This window comes from Luteibacter sp. CQ10 (assembly GCF_040900725.1).
In the GTDB taxonomy this organism is placed as follows: Bacteria; Pseudomonadota; Gammaproteobacteria; order Xanthomonadales; family Rhodanobacteraceae; genus Luteibacter.
Window position 1 is genome coordinate 1,468,657 of sequence record NZ_JAEUYM010000001.1, and the last position, 18,420, is coordinate 1,487,076.

Below are 18,420 nucleotides of genomic sequence, written 5' to 3' on the forward strand. Positions count from 1 at the left end.
CAGCACGACTCAGCGCGAAGCTGAGCCGTGCATCAACCAGGCGCGCGCGGCTTGTCCATCACCGGTGGTCTCGACCATTCACCTTGATGCCTCCACGCCGTACACGACGGGCGTCGATGGCACTCAGCGCCAACTCTACCAGTACGAAGCGACGTATCTATGTACACCGTAGCCTCTGCTTTTCACAGGTGCTGGTAGCGAGGCCAACGCACCCCTTGTTTGGACGGTCTGACAAAGGGTGCGTTGGCTTTTCGTCCTCGCCCTTCCCTATCCGATGATGAAGGCACATCGATTGCGCGGACTAAGGACGGTTGCTGGCCCGCCACGTCTCAGGGCCCGGGCTCGTACCTGAGCAACGGCGTGCCGGGGAAATAATTCCCGTAGTACTCCTCTGCCCGGCACTCCGGGTGCGCTTCGAAGTCGATATACGGTGCCGAGCAGTAAGGGCAACGGAACGGATTGGTATATCGGAACCGCGTCCCATCGGGCGCGAGCGGCAGCGCAGCCTCCAACGCGGCCAGCTCGGCGGGGTTCGGCGTGGACAACGCCGCCGGACAACCGGGCACGCGGTCACTCACCGTCAGCGTGTGCTTTCCCGAGCCCGAGTAGAAGTAGCCCACCTGGCTGAACCCGGCATGGAAAGAGCGTACGTGGAACGACCTGTGGCAGTCGTCGCACTCGCATGAGAGTACGATATCGCCGCTGGTCACGTGGCCGGTGAAATGCAACCCTCTTGCAAAGAGTCCCTTGCCGCGGAACTCCGAGTTGCTCACCTTCGCGCCCGGAAGAAAGAAGGGCTGGAAGCGGATTCCCGTCGCTTCCCCTCGCGCGAAGGCTTGCGGATCGAAATCGGGTGAGCTGGTCACCACGCAGTCCGCCTGGCACCCCAAGCCACCATGGACCCGCACCGAGAAGTGATACCACCCAGCGACTGGACCCAACGGGTGCTCGTGAACCCCGCCCTGGCGGTCGATGAATTGAACGATCCCGCCGGCTCCCACCTGCACCGAAGGGTTCTTTTCGCAAGGCAGCTCAGTCTCCTCAACCCTGGTGACTTCCCTACCCTGCACTCGAACCGATAGGAGTGGTACGTGCTTCTTCTTGAGGAATGAAAACATGGCTTTCCTTAGCAGAGAAGCATGCAAAAAGACCTGCCCTTTTTACCGCATCAGACAGGACTCTTCACGACATTTTGTTGATCGACCTTGCGCCCACCTGTGGAGTCGATTAGCGCCCGAGCACCATCGTATCATCAGGAGCAATCAGCGCCCGCTGCGCGGAGCTAGAAGTGGCGGAGTGTCCACATGCCCCGCCTGCGCTAAGCTCGCGAACCTACATCGAATGGATTTGAAATCGTGCGCCAAGGCAAATCCGGCATTCCTTTCCTGACATGCCTACTCATCGTCATGGCCTGCGGCCAAGGCTGCAGCAGCGAGCATCGTTCCGCCGATACACCGCCCGAGGCGGAACATGTACCCATGGCGCGGTTCTCGCACGGCCCGGCCCATCTCGGGCTGATCGCCGGCGACGGCGTGGCCGGCTTTCGCGAAAGCGCCCCGGCGAGGTTTTCCGATCCCTGGGGCATCGCCGTGGGCACCGATGGCCGGATCTACGTCGCCGACGCGGGCGATAACGACACGATTCGCCTTATCGACGCCACCGGAAGAAGCGGCGTCTTCGCGGGTTCGACCTCCGGCTTCGTCGACGGACCGGCGGGTAAGGCGCGCTTCGATACGCCCTCGGGCATGGCCATCGATACCACCGGTACGCTCTACGTGGCGGACACCGGCAATGACGCGATCCGGCGCGTGGACGCCCGGGGCACGGTAACGACCGTGGCCGGCGGGAATGGACCGGGATACCTCGACGGCCGAGGACGCGATGCGCGCTTCAACGGCCCCGTCGGCGTGGCGGTGGGCGAACACGGCGACATCTATGTGGCCGACACCTATAACCACCGCATCCGCCGCATCGCCCCCGACGGTACCGTGACCACCGTCGCGGGAAGCGGTGCGCCGGGATTGCAGGACGGCCCCGGCTTGAACGCCCGCTTCGATACGCCGTGCGCGCTGGCTGTCGGCGTCGACGGTTCCCTGTGGGTCGCCGACACCGGCAATCGTGCGATCAGGCGTATCGCACCGGATGGCACCGTGAGTACGCTGGCGTACTCCACGTCCGAGGATCACGAGGCCTTGCTACGACGTCCGCTCGGCATCGCCGCCGACGCGGACGCCGTCTATGTCACCGAGGCCGCACGCGGACGCGTCCTGCGCTACGGCAACGATGGGACGATACGGGTGATGACGGGTGAGGACGCCGGTCAGGCCATGCAGCAGCCGGCCGCGCTGGCCTTCGACGGTCGCGGGCTCGTGGTGACCGACGCCGCCTCGGCGCGTATCTACCGGGTCGATGACGCGGCGACGACCGACGCGCCCGCGCCGGTCGGACCGGCCCCGGACGCCGCACTTCCCGTGACGAGTGGTCGCTGGCCCATCGCCCCGCAGGACGCGTGGCACGAAATCGTCGGCGTACCGGGCGAGGTTCGCGGCAACGATCAAGGCGAGAGTCGCGACCATCTTCATGCGGGTCTCGACGTGCGGGCGGATGTCGGCGCGGAAGTCCATGCCATGGCGGATGGCAAGGTCAGCGATCCGCTACCGACATGGGGTTACGGCAAGCTCAACGAAGGGCTTGCGCTCGACCGCATCGATTACATCCACATGCGTGTAGGCCGTGACGCTCGCGGTCGACCGATCGACCCCCGACGGTTCGTCGTCGTACCGGGCGAGGATGGCGCGCTGGCCCGCGTGCAGGTGCGCCGAGGTACCCGATTCCACGCGGGCGATGTGCTCGGCACGGTCAATGCCATGGCGCATACCCACCTCTCCCTGACCGGTAACGTCGCCAACCGCAACGCATTCGAACTCGGCTTTACCGGTTTCGTCGACCACGTGCGACCGACGATCGATGCCGTGACGTTCCACGATGCCTTTGGCACCGCGCTTCGTCGAAAGTCCCATGGTCGCCTGTTGATTCCGCGCGATCCGGGCGGCATCCAGATCGTGGTGGAAGCGTGGGACCAGGTCGACGGCAATCTACCCCGGCGCCGCCTGGGACTGTATTCCGTCGGATACCAGGTACTCCGCGGCGATGGCACGCCCGCGCCTGGCTTCGAAACGCCCCGGACGACCATCGTTTTCGACGTCATTCCCACGGACGATTCCGCCGCGCAGGTCATCTATGCACCGGACAGCGGCGAGACGGTACACGGCAGCGCACGTACCCGCTTTCTCTATGCGGCGACGCACTGGCTTGAACATGGAGAGGTGCGGGAAGACGCGTGGAACGTCAGCGCGTTGACGCCAGGTGACTATGTGGTGAGGATTTTCGCCAGCGACTGGTCCGGCAATGTCGCCGAGCGTCGTCGCGACGTGCCCGTAACTTTGCAATGAAGTCAAACACGACGGATTCGCCTTGCTGAACAACGAGGCATCGGTCATCAGCGTACGGCGGGATGGGTCCGGCGAACCGACCTCACTCTACCGTCGCATACGAAGGTGGCGTTTCTTTACGTAACCGGGCGGCGACGTCGGCCGCCTCGCGCATCACCCGCAGCATGTTGCCGCCGGCGAGCTTGGCGAGGTCCTCGTCGGACCAATGTCTCCGGGCGAGCTCGCGGAACAGCGCGGGATACGTGTCCGCGCCTTCCAGCCCCACCGGCGTGTCCGGGATACCGTCGAAGTCGGAGCCGATGCCGACGCAGTCGATACCAGCGACGCGACGGATGTGTTCGATGTGATCCGCGACCATCGCCAGCGTGACGACCGGCTTGGGATGGCGCTTGTCCCACGCCGCCATCGCTGCCGCGGCGCGCTCCGGCTGGCCGATGTACAGGCCGGCGTACGGCGGCGCGTTGTAGCGCGTCTGCTCCGCGGCGCGATCGGCGGACCAGCGGTTGTAGGCCTCGGAGACATACGGCGTGGCGAAGGTCGCCATGACGATGCCGCGGTTCTTCGCCACCAGCGCGAGGACCTCGTCCGACACGTCGCGCGGATGATCGTCGATGGCGCGCGCGCCGGAGTGCGAGAAGATCACGGGCGCGACGGAGACGGCCAGGGCGTCACGCATGGTCGCTTCCGAGACGTGGCTGAGGTCGACCAGCATGCCCAGGCGGTTCATCTCGCGCACGACGTCCTTGCCGAACGGGGTGAGCCCATGGTGACGCGGCGTGTCGGTCGCCGAATCGGCCCAGTCGTTGTCCAGCGTGTGGGTGAGCGTCATGTAGCGCACGCCCAGCGCGTAGTACTGGCGCAGGACGGCCAGTGAATCGCCGATGGAATGGCCTCCCTCGACGCCGATCAACGAGGCGATCCGTCCGTCGGCGTGGGCCTTTTCGATATCGTCGGCCGACGTCGCCATGCGAAAGTCGTCGGGATAACGCTCGACCATGCGATGGACGAGGTCGATCTGCTCCAGCGTCATCTTCATCGCGGTCGTTTCGGGGACCGTGGGAGGCACCCACACCGACCAGAACTGCGCCCCCACCTGCCCTTTGCGCAAGCGCGGAATGTCGGTCATCAAGGGTGGAGCGGACGGCTCGGCCTTACCCGCCGGAAGCCGTGAGGTGTCCGCGCGCAGGTCGATGGCATCGGCGTTGCCGACCCGCTGGCGGATTTCCCAGGGCAGATCATTGTGGCCGTCGATCAGCGGCGTGGTGGCGAGCACGTGCTCCACCCGCGCAGCGCGCTCCGACGCAGCGTCGGCCGCGACGCAAGGCGTGACGGCGGTGGCTGCGGCAAGGCAGGTGAAGGCGAGTCGGCGAATGGACGTAGACATGACGGCGCCCCTCAATAGAGCACGGACACGCGCAGGAGCGCGAAGGTCCAGGCGAACCACAGCACCACGCTGGCCGATAGCACGAGCACCACGCTCCAGACGCGAGCCGGCCAGCGCGAAGGGGCGCGCCACACCGATACCAGGTGCGGGAGCATCGCAAGCCAGCCCCCGACGAAAGCGACGATGCCGAACACCTGGACGACACGCACGACGCCGTCGGACGCGTCGCTCATGTATGGCAGGTGGGAGAACAGGGTCAGCACGAGGGTCGCCCAGGCCACGAGGGCCACGACGATCAGCAGCGCGGCGAGCCGGCTGAGGCGATAGGCACGCCGGGCCGGCCCCAGCCGGGTTGCGGGTACGTGATAGTGGCGGCGCACCAGCGCGGTGATCGGCCAGGCCAGCACGGTCAGCAGCAGCGCCACCGCGGCCACCAGCAGCGCGGGGACGAGCCAGGCGCCGTTCTGCCCGGCGGCCGGACGCTCGAAGACCATGAAGGGCGAGACCAGGTCGATGCTGAAGCGCACGGCCTTTCCGTCCACCACCTTCGCCGCGAGTCGTTCGTGTCCGCCGACGGCGTGCCAGACGAAGGGCTCGGTTTCCACCCATTTCAGCGGCGTGCCGTCCACGCCCTTGAAGGGCGTGACCAGGCGATGCTCCGCGTCGACCGCCAGCTTAGGCTGCACGAACACGTTCAACGCCGCGAGGAAGGTGCTCTTGGAAACGCGTGAGTTGTCCCAGTGGCCGACGAGCATGGCCGCATGTTTCGCCGCCGTCTCCGGATCCACCCTCGCGGTGTCCTCGGGCGCGGGAAAGTAACGATCCGCGAAGCGCTGCAGGATCGCCGTGCGCAGGCTGCCCGCGGCGCCGTCGCGGCCGCCGCTGTTGAACGACACGTAGAGACCGACGTTTTCGTGCAGGAACAGGTGCAGCGCGGTATGGAACAGCACGGTGTCGCCGAGGTGCCCGATCACCTCGCGATGGTTGATGTTGGTCTCGAAGAAGCCCAGCTCCATGCGGTTCAACGGCGGCAGCAGGGTGAGCGGGCTGTCGTGCATCTGCCGTGTCGCCGCCTCGCCGAGCAGTCGCGCGCCCTGGTAGGTGCCGCCTTGCAGGTGCGCGATCATGAAACGCGCCATGTCCTCGCCGCTCACCGACATCGAGCCGGCCGGGGCGGGCCCGACGATTTCGAACGCCCTCGGCGCGTCCTCGCCGAACACGTAGCCCTTCGCCATGGACGACGACAATGCCGCCGGCAGCGGCTGCCTCGCGGTGGCATGCGTCATGCCGAGCGGCTCGAGGATGTGCCCTTCGAGGTAGTCGTCGTACGACTGCCCCGAAACGCGCTGCACGATATACCCGGCCAGCGTCGCGCCGTAGTTCGAATACGCGGGCGTCGTGCCGGCGTCGAACACGCGTTGCGGCACCCAGCGCTTGAGCAGGATCTCGAAGCCGGGGGACCTCGGGTCCTCGGTCATGATGCCCTTGCTCTGTTCCTCGAAGCCGGCCACGTGCTGCATCAGCTCACGCATGGTGACGGGCTTGCCGGCCCGCGGCGGGATGGTGAAATCGAGGTAACGGTTGACGTCGGCGTCGAGGTCGATCTTTCCCGCCTCGACCTGTTGCATGACCGCGGTCCATGTAAACAGCTTCGACACCGAGCCGATCCGGAACAGCGTGGTCGCCGGATCGACCGGTGTGCGGCGTTCACGATCCGCGTAGCCAAAGCCGCGGCTGGTAAGCACCTGGCCGTCCTTGACGACGACCACGACCGCGCCGGGAATGCCCGATGCTTCCAGCGCATAGGGCATGAAGCCGTCGAGCCAGGTGTTCATGTCGCGCGCATTCAGCGGATGCGTCGCGCCGTCCGTTTCGGCCGTCGCCGCTGGCGGAATCGTCACGGGACCGGGCTGCGTGGTCGGCGGCGTGGGTACCTGTGCCATCGCGGTGGAGAGCGCCGTGGCCAAGGCCACCGCGACGATCGTCTTGAACAAGGACACGGGCGTTCTCCGTAGGCGTGAAAGAAGGACGGGCATCACGGCGACACCGCACGCACGGCGTCGACCAGGGCGGCAAAGGGAGCACCTCCGCGCAGCGGATCGGCCACGGGAAGGCCAAGCCGGGCGCTTTCGTCCGTCATGAGCGCAAGGGCATCGTCGGCGCCGAGCCGTGAGGTATCGAAGGCGACACCGACGCAGCGGATGCGCGGGTTGGTGCGTTGGCCCAGGCGCGTCGTCAGCTCGATCACCTCGGCGACGTCGGGCAGCGCGAAGTCCGGGTAACCGAGCATGTGCGGCCGGTCCGGCTGATGGCAGACGACGAAGGCGTCGGGTTGCGTGCCGTGCAGCAGGGCCAACGAGACCCCGGCATACGCGGGATGGAAGAGCGAGCCCTGCCCTTCGACCATGTCCCAATGCGTCGGCGGCGCGTCCGGGCTGAGGCGTTCGGCCGCGCCGGCGGCGAAGTCGGCGACGACGGCGTCCATGGGTACGCCACGGCCGGCGATCAGGATGCCGGTCTGCCCGCTTGCGCGGAAATCGACCGCGTCGCCCCTCTCCGCCAGCGCCTTCGCCAACGCGAGCGCCGTGTATTTCTTGCCGACCGCGCAATCCGTGCCGACCGTCAACAAGCGCCTGCCCGTTCGCCGGCGTCCCGTGCCGACGGGCAGCCCGCTCGGCGGTACGCGCACGTCGACAAGGCGGCGATCCAGTCGTCGGGCGGCATCCGCCAACGGCGCGATGCTCGACAGTCGGGTGTGCATGCCGCTGACGAGGTCCAGGCCGGCCTCGAGCGCCTCGACGAGCGCTTCGATCCAGCGCTCGGGGATCGCACCGCCCGGACTGGCCACGCCGATAACGAGACCGCGCGCGCCCAACGCCCGTGCTTCGCCCGGGGTCACGGTGGGCAGGCCGGTATCGATCGTGGCGCCACAGCTCCATTGCCCGACGCAGCGTTCGAATGCCCAGTCGCGCAGGCCGAGCGCGGTCTTGGCGAAACCGAACTCAGTCACGTCGCCGAGGAACAGCAGGTAGGGCTGCGGCAGGTCGTCGAGTTCCGCGGGGGCGGTCGGAGCAGCGAGAGACATGGAAGGCGGATTCCTCGAAGGCTCAGCGGGCTTTCGCCGCCGGGGTGAAATGCAGGTCGCGGTAGTCCCAGCTGAAATCGGCGGTCGGCGACACGGGCGCCATGCTCATCCGCTCGATGCCGCCCTCTGGGGTCAGGGCGAAGGTGACGTATGCGTTCTCCACGTCCGGCATGTCCCAGACCGTGCGAAAGGTGTCGTACTGCACGTGGACCAGTCGACCTTCGAGGCCCGGCGTGCGGTCGAAGCGGATGCGTAGCGCGCCGGAGTTCTTCGGATCGCGCGACAGCGTGGCCGTGCCATACCAGGGATCGCGGTACACGCCGACGTAGCGATCGACGGCGAGGGAAGGGCCCCGCTCCGGGTGCGTCTCGGCCACACGTTTCTTCAGGGCGGCCGCGGCCTCGGCGTGCCCGGCATCGAAGAACTGCTTGTAGGCGCCGATCCAGTCCGGCGAATCCAGTCCGAGGTAGGTATCGAGCAGACGTTCGCGCAACGCGAACAGCGTGCCCGCGTCTTCGGCGTTCACCATCACGGCGAAGGCCACTTTCTTCTCGGGGATGATCATCGTCACCGAGTACGCGCCGAGCACGCCGCCGAGGTGGGTGATCACCTTGTGCCCACGGTAGTCGCCCACTTCCAGGCCGAGGGCGTAGGCGTTGAACTGCGGATGGGCGAGCGCGAGCGGACCCGGCATGCCAGGCTCGTCGATCACCGTGTGTGGCGTCACCAGCGCCTTCGCCGCGTCCGCGCTGAACAGGAGGGTCGGCCGAGAATCGGGAAAAACGGCGCCACTTGCAGCATAAGCGGCTGTAAGTACTAAGGTTCCTTTCGAACCGGCTCCACCGCACGACTGCGGTTGTAGGCTATTGCCCCGTGTGCAGTAGTCCCTTGAGCGTGTGCCCTGCTGAGCAAGTCATTCGAAGTCGAGATCGGCCGGATCGACGCTATGGAACACATCGGCAGCCCCGTCGAGAAACATGATCCGTATATTGGGGCTTCCGGAATCGGGGTGTACCACGCTGAGCACCTGCGCAGGCGCAAGCCAACGATGGCCGCCGTACTTTGTCTTATGCATGATCTGCACGCGCAGACCAGGCCTCACCTCTTCACGCTCCATCAGTTCCGTCCTTCGGACTTTAATTCGGACTCGTTGACGGGACGTCGACCAAGCGCTCGCCCCATTTCTTGTCATAGATCGGCGCCAGTTCCAGCCCGCCTATCCAGGGTGGATGTTGCCCCGGCTCGAAATAGGTAATGTCCAAAGCCATCTGATGCTTCTCACAGGCCGGCTGCAGGTCCGAGATAACCGCATGGACGGCGCGCTCGCCTAAACCCGCTTCGGTGCCTATGGCCAAGAGCGTGCTGCTGGACGCTGCCCCGTCGGCAGCATGCATGGAGGCTATGTAGGCGAGCTCGACGAAAGGAAGCTTGGCCAGCGAGGCCAGCAGAAGATCCACGAGCCACGGCGGTATCGTCTCCAGCGGCGTCACCACGGGTTCGCTGCTTGCAGCGACCGTGACCTTGTTGAGGCGCGCCATTCGCCCTGTCGCCAGGAGCGTTTTTACCTCTTCCGGATAGAGCATGCCGTGCTCGTCGTTGGGATTGAGCATGAGCGTCGCCCCCAAAGTCGCTTCGAGGAATATCCGTCCTGGCAGTGCCACCACACGAGCGGATGTGCCGGCGGCGGCACGCGCTTTCGTTTCGTCGGTGAAAAACGGCAGGATCAGAACGCCGGTGTCGGGATGGTTGAACTGGATGAACCGAAGACGGCGCCCGACCGGATCGCCCTTGGGGACATGGGCATAGACGTTGGCCTTCAGCAGCGCCTGAAAAAACGCGGGTTCGTCGCGATGATCCTTCGTGGCACGGGCCAGGAGCCGACTGAGTTTGACCGCACTAACCACTGTCTTGTCCCTCGCGCTTGCCCGACGGTGGTGCCCCCGGCAGGACTCGAACCTGCATGCGTGGCTTATCGGGCCACTGCCTTTATCCGAATATAAATCGGACGCCTCACCTCTCGGCCACGGGGGCAAACGAATACCTCAGCGCGAGGCGGCGGATATTCGTTCGCGGTGGCGCATGGGATGGATCATGGGTGGATGGTACCAGCCCCGGTTAGGCTAAGGGTGAATGCCTACGGGATGGCCGGCCATGTCGCGCTGGCGACCTCAGGCGATCTTGAGCCGACGCAACGTCTCGTCCTTGCGGAAATTCACTGCATTGACCGGGCGCGGCCGCTTGGCGTGCGCATTCTCGACGATGCCCTCTTTGATCAGTTCCGCGAGCGCCGCCTGCAGTTCGGAGAGTAGCCCGTCGGTTTCTTCGATCAGGTCGGCCATGGCCATCATGCCGACCGTCAGCGTGTCGCCCACGCGGGGCATCCGTTTCAACCAGGCGAGCTTCAGGTCGTAGGACGGCATCGAGGGCTCGTCCTCGTGCTCGTCGGCAGTGAAGAAGTCGCTCTGGCCACCCTTCTTTGCCTTCGTGTTCAGCCGGTACTGCAGTTTCAGTCGGGTCTGCTGCAGGGCCGTTTTTTCCGCCTCCTCCCAGAACACCACCAGACCCGTCGCATTGTGGGTGGCGTACACGAGATTGAAGATGACCTTCTTCTTGTCGATGTATTCGACAGGCAACATCGCCGTGCGCAAGCGCTGCGACGCATGACCGTCGCACACCTCAGCGAGCTTGCTGCGATAACGGCGCATGAGCTCTCGCTTCTTGGTTTCACCGCCGACGGCCAGCGCGTCACGCCAGTCGGCGCCGAAGACGGCGATGAGGTTATTCTCCTGCTCGGCCAGCCCGGTCGCGAGGTTGATGAAATTCCACATGAAGTTGATCAGCAACTCAGTGTGCGGACGCTTCAGGAACGGGGCGAGTACCGCTGGCTCGACGATGCCCTTCCAGCCGAACGGATCGACGAAGACGAAGGCAAACTCATCCGGCTGAAGCCAACGCAGAATGTCGGGGATGGCCTCTTCAAAGGACGCACGCCAGATCTCGGGCCGGTCGCGATCGGCGGGTGTCTGCTGGACGTGCGCCTCCAGCAGGTCGGCGCGCTCGGGGTCGGCTTCCACGAAGACCGAGCGAATGTCGACCTGCCGTTGAAACTTGGTGCTCAGCTGACGCTGGCAATCGGTCATCAGTCGCATGGCGATGCCGGGGGAGGTGTCGGACAGGTCCGCCGTCGAGGACTTCCAGGGGCCGGCAAAGCAATCGATGTAAGCGATCTTGTTCCATCGCTGGCCGATGATCATGAGACACCGCTCCAGGTAGGAACCCAGGATGGTGTGTTTGACCAGCGAATGCTCCCGTGATTCGTAGCGTTCCAAGGCCTGCTGCGTCGTGCTGCTCATCGGTCTCCCCCTGTCCCTGTTGACGATGTCGATCAAGCCATCACGGCCGCCACAGTCTCGGGCATCCCGTTCCATTGTCGGCCATCGAGCTCACGCCCATTCGCCTTCTTCGAGCGGCGCTTGCCGTCGGCTCCCCAGCCGCCCCATTGTTTAAAGAAGAAGGTTACCCCCTGCGCGTCGCACTGCCGGCGGATGCCGCGCGCCCATTCCGGCTGCATCGGCCGTGCCTTGGGACCCGATTCACCGCCAACGATCGCCCAATGGATGCCTGACAGATCCAGCTCGCCCAGGTCTTCGAGCAGCGGCTCACAGGACAGGAAACGGATCTTCGCTGGAATATGGCGTAGCGCCTCGATGCGTGGCACGCCGTGACGTCGATTCTCCACGGAAACGCCCAGCCAGACATTGGACGGCACCGGTCGCGTCGCAAAGTAGTTCGCCAGGCGCACGTGGCGCTTGGTGAGAATCTGGTAGCGGTGGCGCGGGGTCTCGGCGATCACCGCCATGACCGCATCGATGAAGGCATCCGGGATGCGCTCGTGGAACAGATCGCTCATGGAATTGACGAAATAAATGGTCGGCTTCTTCCTGAGCCGTGGCTCGTCGAGCCGTTCGGGCAGCAGGTTTAGCCGAAATCCCTGCCGGTAGGCCTCCAGTCCCATGGCCTGAAGCCGACGCGCGAGGGTCTCGGCGTAGCAGTGCTTGCAGCCCGGGGAGACCTTGGTGCAGCCAATGGTCGGGTTCCAGGTCTGTTCCGTCCATTCGATACGCGAGGTCGTGGTCATCGCAAGACTCCTTTCCCATCATCATAGCCAGTGGTGGATGCCGCGGGTGCCCCGTCAGGCCGACGGGGCGGCGCCTGGGGCGGTCTCGGCACGGGGTTGCAAGCGGGTCAGCAAGGTCTCGATCGTGCCCCAGCGCTCCGCTTGCGCGCGAGCCTCCTGCACACCCTCCCGCAGCGCCGCACGTTCGGTGTCCCAGCCCGCGCGCGCCTCGACCAGCTCACGCCGTAGCGCCTCCCCATCGGCCATCGCCTGGCTAAGGCGCGCCTCCAGCGTGTGGTTGCTCTGGCGCAGGGCATCCGCCTCGCCGGCGCGTTCCTCCGCGGCCAGCAGGACGCGCCGTGCCTCCCGGAGGTCACGATCGCACTGTCCCAGTTCCTGGGTCAGGCGCGCGTTGTCGCGATTGAGTACCAGGAGGTCGTCGTTCTTCGCCGCGACAGCATCGGTGGCGCGGCGCAGCTCGACTTGCAGCGCTTGCACGGCCTGTTCGTGCTGCCGTGCTTCGGTGTCGCGCTGTTCCTTGGCGGCTTGCCGGAAATGCTCCAGGGCATCGCGCGCTTGCTGATGCTTGGTTTCCACGGAGGCCAGATGCACCTCGCGCTCATCCAGTTGCCGCTGAAGGCCACCGAGCCGTTCTCGAAGGCCGACGATGGCAGTGTCGTGTTCGCGTAGCGACTGTTCTGTGGCCGCAAGCGTCTGTCGGGTTGTATCCAGCGACGTCTGCAGACGTTGGACCTGTTCGCTGGACGCCTGCAACTGCTGAGCCAGCGCGGCCGTGTCCGCGCGTGCGGCAGCCACCTGCGCCTCGGCGTCCTGCCGAACGGAGGCCACGGTCGCGTCCGCTTCCTGACGTAGCTGGGCGGCTAATTGCTGGACGAGGGTTTGTAGGGCATCACTGATGCGCTCCCCAGCGCTGACCGTGGTGGCGGCTTCCTCGGCTTCTAACTCGCGCATCAAGCGATGAATCGTGGTCTTGGAACCGGTGTTGCCTAGCGCGATACGGACGGCATCCAGCGAGGGATTGGTGCCCTCGCGCAAAAGCGCATCACGCGCCGCCTTGACCTCGGATTTGTAAACGCGCCCGCGTGCCATAGTGACTCCCGTGATTTGTCGTACCGTAGTACGTACTACGTATATACATACTCCTATGTGGCAGCACAAGTGCCGATCGCGCCGCACTTACAAGGCGGGATAATATGGAATTATCCCGCCTAGGCCGCCTTCTGCCTTTAGTGGGGCCACCGGAGCGGTACGAACGCGCTGATTTGAGGTGAGGTTGAGGTGGAGGTCCACAGGCAGTCCCACTGCCGCCCGCCCGCAGGCGGCGGTACGCTTCACTCAATCACATGGAGAATGGTCATGACTGAGGTATCTGCCGTCCTGCGCTTGGTCGGCGATCAGTGGATGATCGCGTTACCGACGGGTGTTCCCGAGGCGGCGGGCTGGCTCGACGGCCAAACGCTGACGGTCCTCGATCTGGCGGACGATCCGGTCCTGGAACAAATCGCCGCGGAAGCCGCCGCTGCGACGGCCAGTGTCGCTGCCGCGGTCGATCGCACCTTGGGTGCCGGCCAGGAGCTCCCGCCGGTGCCGGCTTCGGTGGCGATTTCACCCGAGACCGAGGAGCTGGCCGCTCGGGCTAAGGACCAACTGGCGCTGGTGCTGTCGTTTTTTGCCCGCGTCGAAACCAAGCTCTCGGTGGTCCTCGCCGTGGATCTGGCCATGATCAGCATCGCCTTCGCCAAGGTGCTGCCGCTCGCCGACGTCTCATTCTCCGTCCTCGCGCTGCTGGCCGTTTTCGCCGTCATGCAAGTCGCCAGCCTGATCCTGCTGTACCGGGGCTCGTTTCCCCATCTGGCCGACGGGGAACGCTCGTTGATCTACTTCCGGTCCATCGCGCAGTTCGGCGAAGCGGAGTACCGGACACGGTTTAGCGAGCGCGAGTTGGCGGCGCACGTTGGTGACCTCCTCGAGCAGGCGTGGATCAACGCGCGCATCCTGACCGTCAAGTTCGACCGGCTCAAACGCGCCTATTTCTGGATGGGTCTGAGCGTGGCGCCATGGGTCGTGGCACTCGCCGTCCTGGCGCTGGCGGCGGCACGCTGATGGCGCTCCACGAGGACCTGGCCGCGCGCATCGAGTCGATCGCCAGCGAGCGCTGGAGCACCCGCGCCGGCCTCACGGTGCCCAAGTCGGAAGACGTGGCACTCGCCGGCGGCGGCGTTACGATGACCGCGACCATGTTGTACGCGGACCTGGCCGATTCCACGACCTTGGCAACTCGCTTTGATCCGCGGGTGGCCGCCATGGTGATCAAGCTCTTTCTGGGGCCCACGTGCGACATCATCCGATACCACCAGGGACACATCCGCAGTTTTGACGGCGACCGGGTCATGGGCGTGTTCATGGGCGCGAATCAGGAGCAACGTGCGGTTCGGGCGGCGATGCATATCTTTTACGCGGTGCACCAGCTCATGCGGCCGGCCCTTGATCGGCACGTGCCTGGGCTGGCCCGAGCCGGCTATTTGTTGACGCACGGCGTCGGCATCGACCGTAGCGAGGTCATGGCGGCACGTGCCGGCATTCGCCGCAACAATGACCTGGTCTGGATCGGCCGGGCCCCAAACGTCGCAGCGAAGTTGTCCGCCCTACGCAGCGATCCATACGCCACCCACATCACGCCGGAGGTCTTTGGTGCCCTCATCGATCCTGCGACCAAAGTTTACGCGCTCGATGGCCGATCGCTGTGGGAGGTTGTTCGCTGGCCGGGCGCACCCACGGAGGAGACCGCGCTGATCCTGCGCTCCCGCTGGATGCTCCGGCCGCCGAGCGGCGCGCTGTTGCGTGGACTTTTCTGAGCCGTGGCACCTGAGCCGCGCCACCGACGACGATACGCTGCGTCGGCTCTTCAGCCGCCCACCACCTCACCGTCTTCCTTCGTGAAAGGCGTCAGCAACGTGGGACGACACTCGCGCTGCACCACGAGACAGGCGCCACGCGCATATGGCGTAGATCGCGCGGGCATTGACGTTATACTGACAGCCCGGTCGCAAGACTGGCCATACAACGTGCCCGGAGATGGCATTCCTCCGGCCTCGATCCTGAGGCGAACCGCCGACACGGCTGATGATGCCTGCCAACCTTTCGGTTCGCAGGTGTCGCTATGCCCAAATTTGTGTCGCCGCCATCCTTTCTCGTCCCCAGCGTTCTTCATCTTGAGGGTGTCCCCCCGGCGGGACCGGTGGCGGACCGCGCCAGTCTGGATGACCTCCAGCTAGTCCGCTGGCTTGACGCGGTTGCCGAGCAGGCCGGGGTCGACGACCTCAAGTCCTTTTTCAGTGTCCCCGCCGCCTCACGTGAGGAAGCGGTTTATCGCCAGGAGGTCTTCCGCGATCTCGGCGCGGCCGCCGTTCGCCGCGTGATGGGCGCCGCGATGCAGGCCCTGCGCGAATGCGAGCTCGCCCACGAGCGAGCCTCGGGCGTTGGCGCATCTTTGGAGCTCGCCCGCTATCGACTGACGGCAGCCAGCGCCTATGTGGCAGGCGTGCGTGATCTGCGCAACGGGCTGCTCGCATCCGGTGCCACCTCGCGCGCGTTGGGGAGCCTGGGGGCCTACCTCGACCGTTACCTCGCGAGCGAACCGTTCCTGCGAATGGCCAACCGCGCAGGGCATCTGGAAGCGGCACTGGGGGCGATTCGCTACACCCTCCGGGTCGGCCCAGGCTATGTCACGGTCGATGCCGATGCCCCCAAGGAGGATTATGCGAAGGTCGTGGTCGAGACCTTCGCGCGGTTTCGTGTAGGTACCTCCAAGGACTATCGGACGGCCTATCGCCCGGCATCGCATCTGAATGGCCTGGAAGAGCGGATCCTTGAGGAGCTGGCCAGCCAGCACGAAGATCTCTTCGCCGAGTTGGCGTCCTTTGCTCGGGAGTACGAGGATCCCGTCGACCCGGTAATGGCCCAGTTCGGATCGGACATGCACTTCTATCTTGCCGTGGCCGACTGTCGACGCGAGAGCGAGCGACTGGGCCACCCTTGGACGCTCCCCGAGATCATCGAGGATGAGGCACCCATGCGTGTCCGGGACGCGGCCGACCTCGCCCTGATCCATCCGCGGCTAGGCGCCATGGACGAGGTTGTGCGCAACGACATCGACCGTCTGCCGCATGAGCATCTGGTGGTCATTACCGGCCCGAACCAAGCCGGGAAAACGACCTTCGCCCGAATCTGGGGCCAGCTGCACATCCTGACGCGGATGGGGTGTCCCGTGCCCGCCACGGATGCGCATCTGCCCTTTATGCGGCTGGTGGACACGCATTTTGAGCACGCCGAGCAGGCGGCCACGCAGCAAGGAAAGCTCAAAGACGACCTGTTACGCGTACACAGCATCGTGGAGCGCTCTGACCGCGGTAGCTTGGTCATCCTGAATGAGCTCTTCGCCTCGACCACCGCGACCGATGCCTTCGTGCTGTCGCAGGACACTCTCGATCGCCTTCTTGCCAAGGGCGCGGTGGTGGTCTGCGTCACCTTTCTTTGGGAACTGGCTGAGCGCAGCGGTGCCACGGCCAGTTGGGTGGGAGCCGTGGATCCCGTCGATCCTCGGCGGCGCACCTATCGCATTCGCCGGGCGCCCCCCGAAGGGCGTGCCCACACCGAAGCACTGGCCGCGAGCTATGGTCTCACCGCGGGCAGTCTGGCCTCCAGGCTTGCGCGATGAAGCCGCGCTTGCTGTGGTCCGATCGCGACCTGATCCCGCCCGAGGATGGCAAGCTTGCCATGGGGCAGGCCTGGGATGATCTCGACATGGCCGTCATTCTGGACGCGATCGCGGGGGATGACCGTGCATTGCGTCCGATCGTCGCTACAGTCCTTGCATCACCGCTGCTTGACGCGGACGGCATCCGGGCACGACAGGCGGTACTGGTCGATGTGACGCATCACCGCGAGCAGGCCGAAGCATTGCGTGATCAGGCCCAGTACGCCATGGAGGCGCGCCGGCGGAGCAGCTCCGGCTTTTATGGCGTCTATCCTTCGTCGATTCTCCACGGCAGCATCAGCGTGTTGAAGGACCTAATGGGCTCCATGCGCACCACGCGGGAGCTCGCCGAAACCTGGGCGGCCGATGCGACGGCGGAACGGGTGCAACAGTGGCTCCACGAGCTGTGTTTCGCGCTCGACGACATGTATCTCGATGACGTCGACGCCCACCTGACCCGGCTGGATGACCGCGAAGAATTGCCGGTCGTCGCCCGGCTCGGAGCGATGAATGAAGGAACGCGGTTAACCCTTGCGGCCGGCAAGGGCCGGCCAAGGCATTGGTGGAGTCGTTTGCTCGGCGCGGTGCCAGGCAAACACACCATCCGGATTCCTGACCGTGACGAAGGCGGCGCGCGTGCCTTGGGAGAGCTCCGCGACAAGGGGATCAATGAAGTCGCTAACGCTCTAGCGCAGGCGGTCGACTACCTTCTCGCCTTCTTTTCGCTCATGCATCGTGAGTTGGCGTTTTACCTGGCGATGGATCGGTGGCGTGACCTCTGCCGGGCGCGCGGCCTGGCCATGTGCCAACCGACCCTTGAGGACGGTGCACGTGGAATCTACGCCACCGGCCTATCACCGCTGAGCGTGGCGCTTCGCTCGACGAGCGCCGTGCCTAATGACATCGATACCTCCGCGGCACCGATCGCGATCATCACCGGCCCCAACCAGGGCGGCAAGACGACCTTCCTTCGCGCGCTTGGCCAGGGCCAATGGCTTGCGCAAATTGGCGCGCCGGTGCCGGCGAGCCTTTGGCAGTCCACCGTTTTCGATGGTGTGTTCTCGCACTTCAAACAGGCCGAGGACGACACGCTGCGGCATGGCAAGTTCGATGAGGAACTGCTGCGCTGGAATGGTCTGGTCGACGCCCTTGGGCGCCGCGCGCTGATCCTGTCCAACGAATCGTTCGCCACGACCGATGCGCGGGAAGCCACCGACCTAGCGGCCACGTTGTTCGATGCTTTCGCCAACGCGGGTCACCATGTCGTAGCAGTCACTCACCTGACCGGCTTGGCAGACGCACTCACGGCCTCGTGCACCCAGTGGCGAGTCGAGCGCGGTGATGGGGGCGAGCGTCCCTGTCGGTTGTACCCGGGCGTGGCAGAGGCGACCAGCTATGCCCAGGATATTTTCCGCCAGGTCTTCGGATCGACCCCAGCGTTGAGTGTGAAGGAGCCGACCGGTCCATGAACAAAGGCTTCCGCGCGGCTTGCCGGGTGCTCCCCGGCAGGAGTAGCGTATCCCTACCAGGAGATGGCATTCCTCCTGACCCAACCGCCCTGCGGCTGATGATGCCTACCCACGCGCAGCGTTGCGATTGGGTAGT

At 65.3% G+C, this 18,420-nt stretch carries 15 protein-coding genes, 1 tRNA gene and 2 riboswitches; of the genes, 5 read left to right on the forward strand and 11 right to left on the reverse strand.

Annotation, left to right across the window (positions count from 1 at the left end; genetic code table 11):
• Positions 1–329: 329 nt before the first annotated feature.
• Positions 330–1,118, reverse strand: a complete 789-nt coding sequence (locus JNG39_RS06375) for a hypothetical protein (RefSeq protein WP_368310319.1) — start codon at positions 1,116–1,118, stop codon at positions 330–332.
• A 360-nt stretch (positions 1,119–1,478) separates the two neighbouring features.
• Between JNG39_RS06375 and JNG39_RS06380 the strand changes: the two genes are divergently transcribed.
• Complete coding sequence (locus tag JNG39_RS06380; RefSeq protein ID WP_368310320.1) at positions 1,479–3,452, forward strand: gluconolaconase; 1,974 nt, start codon at positions 1,479–1,481, stop codon at positions 3,450–3,452.
• Positions 3,453–3,534: 82 nt separating this feature from the next.
• Here JNG39_RS06380 and JNG39_RS06385 read toward each other — a convergent pair whose 3' ends face one another.
• From JNG39_RS06385 to JNG39_RS06430, 10 genes are all read right to left on the reverse strand, one after another.
• Positions 3,535–4,836, reverse strand: coding sequence for a dipeptidase (locus JNG39_RS06385; RefSeq protein WP_368310321.1), 1,302 nt, complete (start codon positions 4,834–4,836; stop codon positions 3,535–3,537).
• An 11-nt stretch (positions 4,837–4,847) separates the two neighbouring features.
• Positions 4,848–6,836, reverse strand: coding sequence for a serine hydrolase domain-containing protein (locus JNG39_RS06390; protein WP_368310322.1), 1,989 nt, complete (start codon positions 6,834–6,836; stop codon positions 4,848–4,850).
• A gap of 35 nt (positions 6,837–6,871) precedes the next feature.
• Complete coding sequence (locus JNG39_RS06395; RefSeq protein WP_368310323.1) at positions 6,872–7,921, reverse strand: DUF1611 domain-containing protein; 1,050 nt, start codon at positions 7,919–7,921, stop codon at positions 6,872–6,874.
• Positions 7,922–7,943: 22 nt separating this feature from the next.
• A complete protein-coding gene (locus JNG39_RS06400; RefSeq protein ID WP_368310324.1) occupies positions 7,944–8,648 on the reverse strand; it encodes a DUF3471 domain-containing protein in 705 nt (234 codons plus the stop codon).
• A 186-nt stretch (positions 8,649–8,834) separates the two neighbouring features.
• Entirely contained in the window at positions 8,835–9,038 is a 204-nt protein-coding gene (locus JNG39_RS06405; RefSeq protein WP_368310325.1) for a hypothetical protein, read from the reverse strand.
• 19 nt (positions 9,039–9,057) lie between these two features.
• Complete coding sequence (locus JNG39_RS06410) at positions 9,058–9,825, reverse strand: SseB family protein (RefSeq protein WP_368310326.1); 768 nt, start codon at positions 9,823–9,825, stop codon at positions 9,058–9,060.
• Positions 9,826–9,853: 28 nt separating this feature from the next.
• Positions 9,854–9,952: transfer RNA gene (locus JNG39_RS06415), tRNA-Ile, on the reverse strand.
• 137 nt (positions 9,953–10,089) lie between these two features.
• Positions 10,090–11,274, reverse strand: a complete 1,185-nt coding sequence (gene tcmP, locus JNG39_RS06420; protein ID WP_368310327.1) for a three-Cys-motif partner protein TcmP — start codon at positions 11,272–11,274, stop codon at positions 10,090–10,092.
• Between the two features lie 32 nt (positions 11,275–11,306).
• Positions 11,307–12,059, reverse strand: coding sequence for a DUF5131 family protein (locus JNG39_RS06425; protein WP_368310328.1), 753 nt, complete (start codon positions 12,057–12,059; stop codon positions 11,307–11,309).
• Between the two features lie 54 nt (positions 12,060–12,113).
• Entirely contained in the window at positions 12,114–13,148 is a 1,035-nt protein-coding gene (locus tag JNG39_RS06430; RefSeq protein ID WP_368310329.1) for a DNA-binding protein, read from the reverse strand.
• A gap of 267 nt (positions 13,149–13,415) precedes the next feature.
• On the opposite strand from JNG39_RS06430, the gene JNG39_RS06435 reads away from it, so the two are divergent.
• The 4 genes from JNG39_RS06435 (at position 13,416) to JNG39_RS06450 (ending at position 18,284) form a co-directional block, all read left to right on the forward strand.
• Positions 13,416–14,162 carry a Pycsar system effector family protein gene (locus JNG39_RS06435; RefSeq protein WP_368310330.1) on the forward strand — a complete coding sequence of 249 codons (747 nt, stop codon included), beginning with the start codon at positions 13,416–13,418 and terminating at the stop codon, positions 14,160–14,162.
• Positions 14,162–14,914, forward strand: a complete 753-nt coding sequence (locus JNG39_RS06440) for an adenylate/guanylate cyclase domain-containing protein (RefSeq protein ID WP_368310331.1) — start codon at positions 14,162–14,164, stop codon at positions 14,912–14,914. Before JNG39_RS06435 ends, JNG39_RS06440 begins: the two co-directional genes overlap by 1 nt.
• A gap of 207 nt (positions 14,915–15,121) precedes the next feature.
• Positions 15,122–15,199, forward strand: a riboswitch (Fluoride riboswitch).
• A 98-nt stretch (positions 15,200–15,297) separates the two neighbouring features.
• Positions 15,298–16,776: a hypothetical protein gene (locus JNG39_RS06445; RefSeq protein ID WP_368310332.1), complete on the forward strand. Its 1,479-nt coding sequence runs from the start codon at positions 15,298–15,300 to the stop codon at positions 16,774–16,776.
• On the forward strand, positions 16,773–18,284 hold the full coding sequence (locus tag JNG39_RS06450) for a hypothetical protein (RefSeq protein WP_368310333.1): 1,512 nt from the start codon (positions 16,773–16,775) through the stop codon (positions 18,282–18,284). The genes JNG39_RS06445 and JNG39_RS06450 overlap by 4 nt, the downstream gene beginning before the upstream one ends.
• A gap of 50 nt (positions 18,285–18,334) precedes the next feature.
• Positions 18,335–18,399, forward strand: a riboswitch (Fluoride riboswitch).
• The last annotated feature ends 21 nt before the right edge of the window (positions 18,400–18,420 follow it).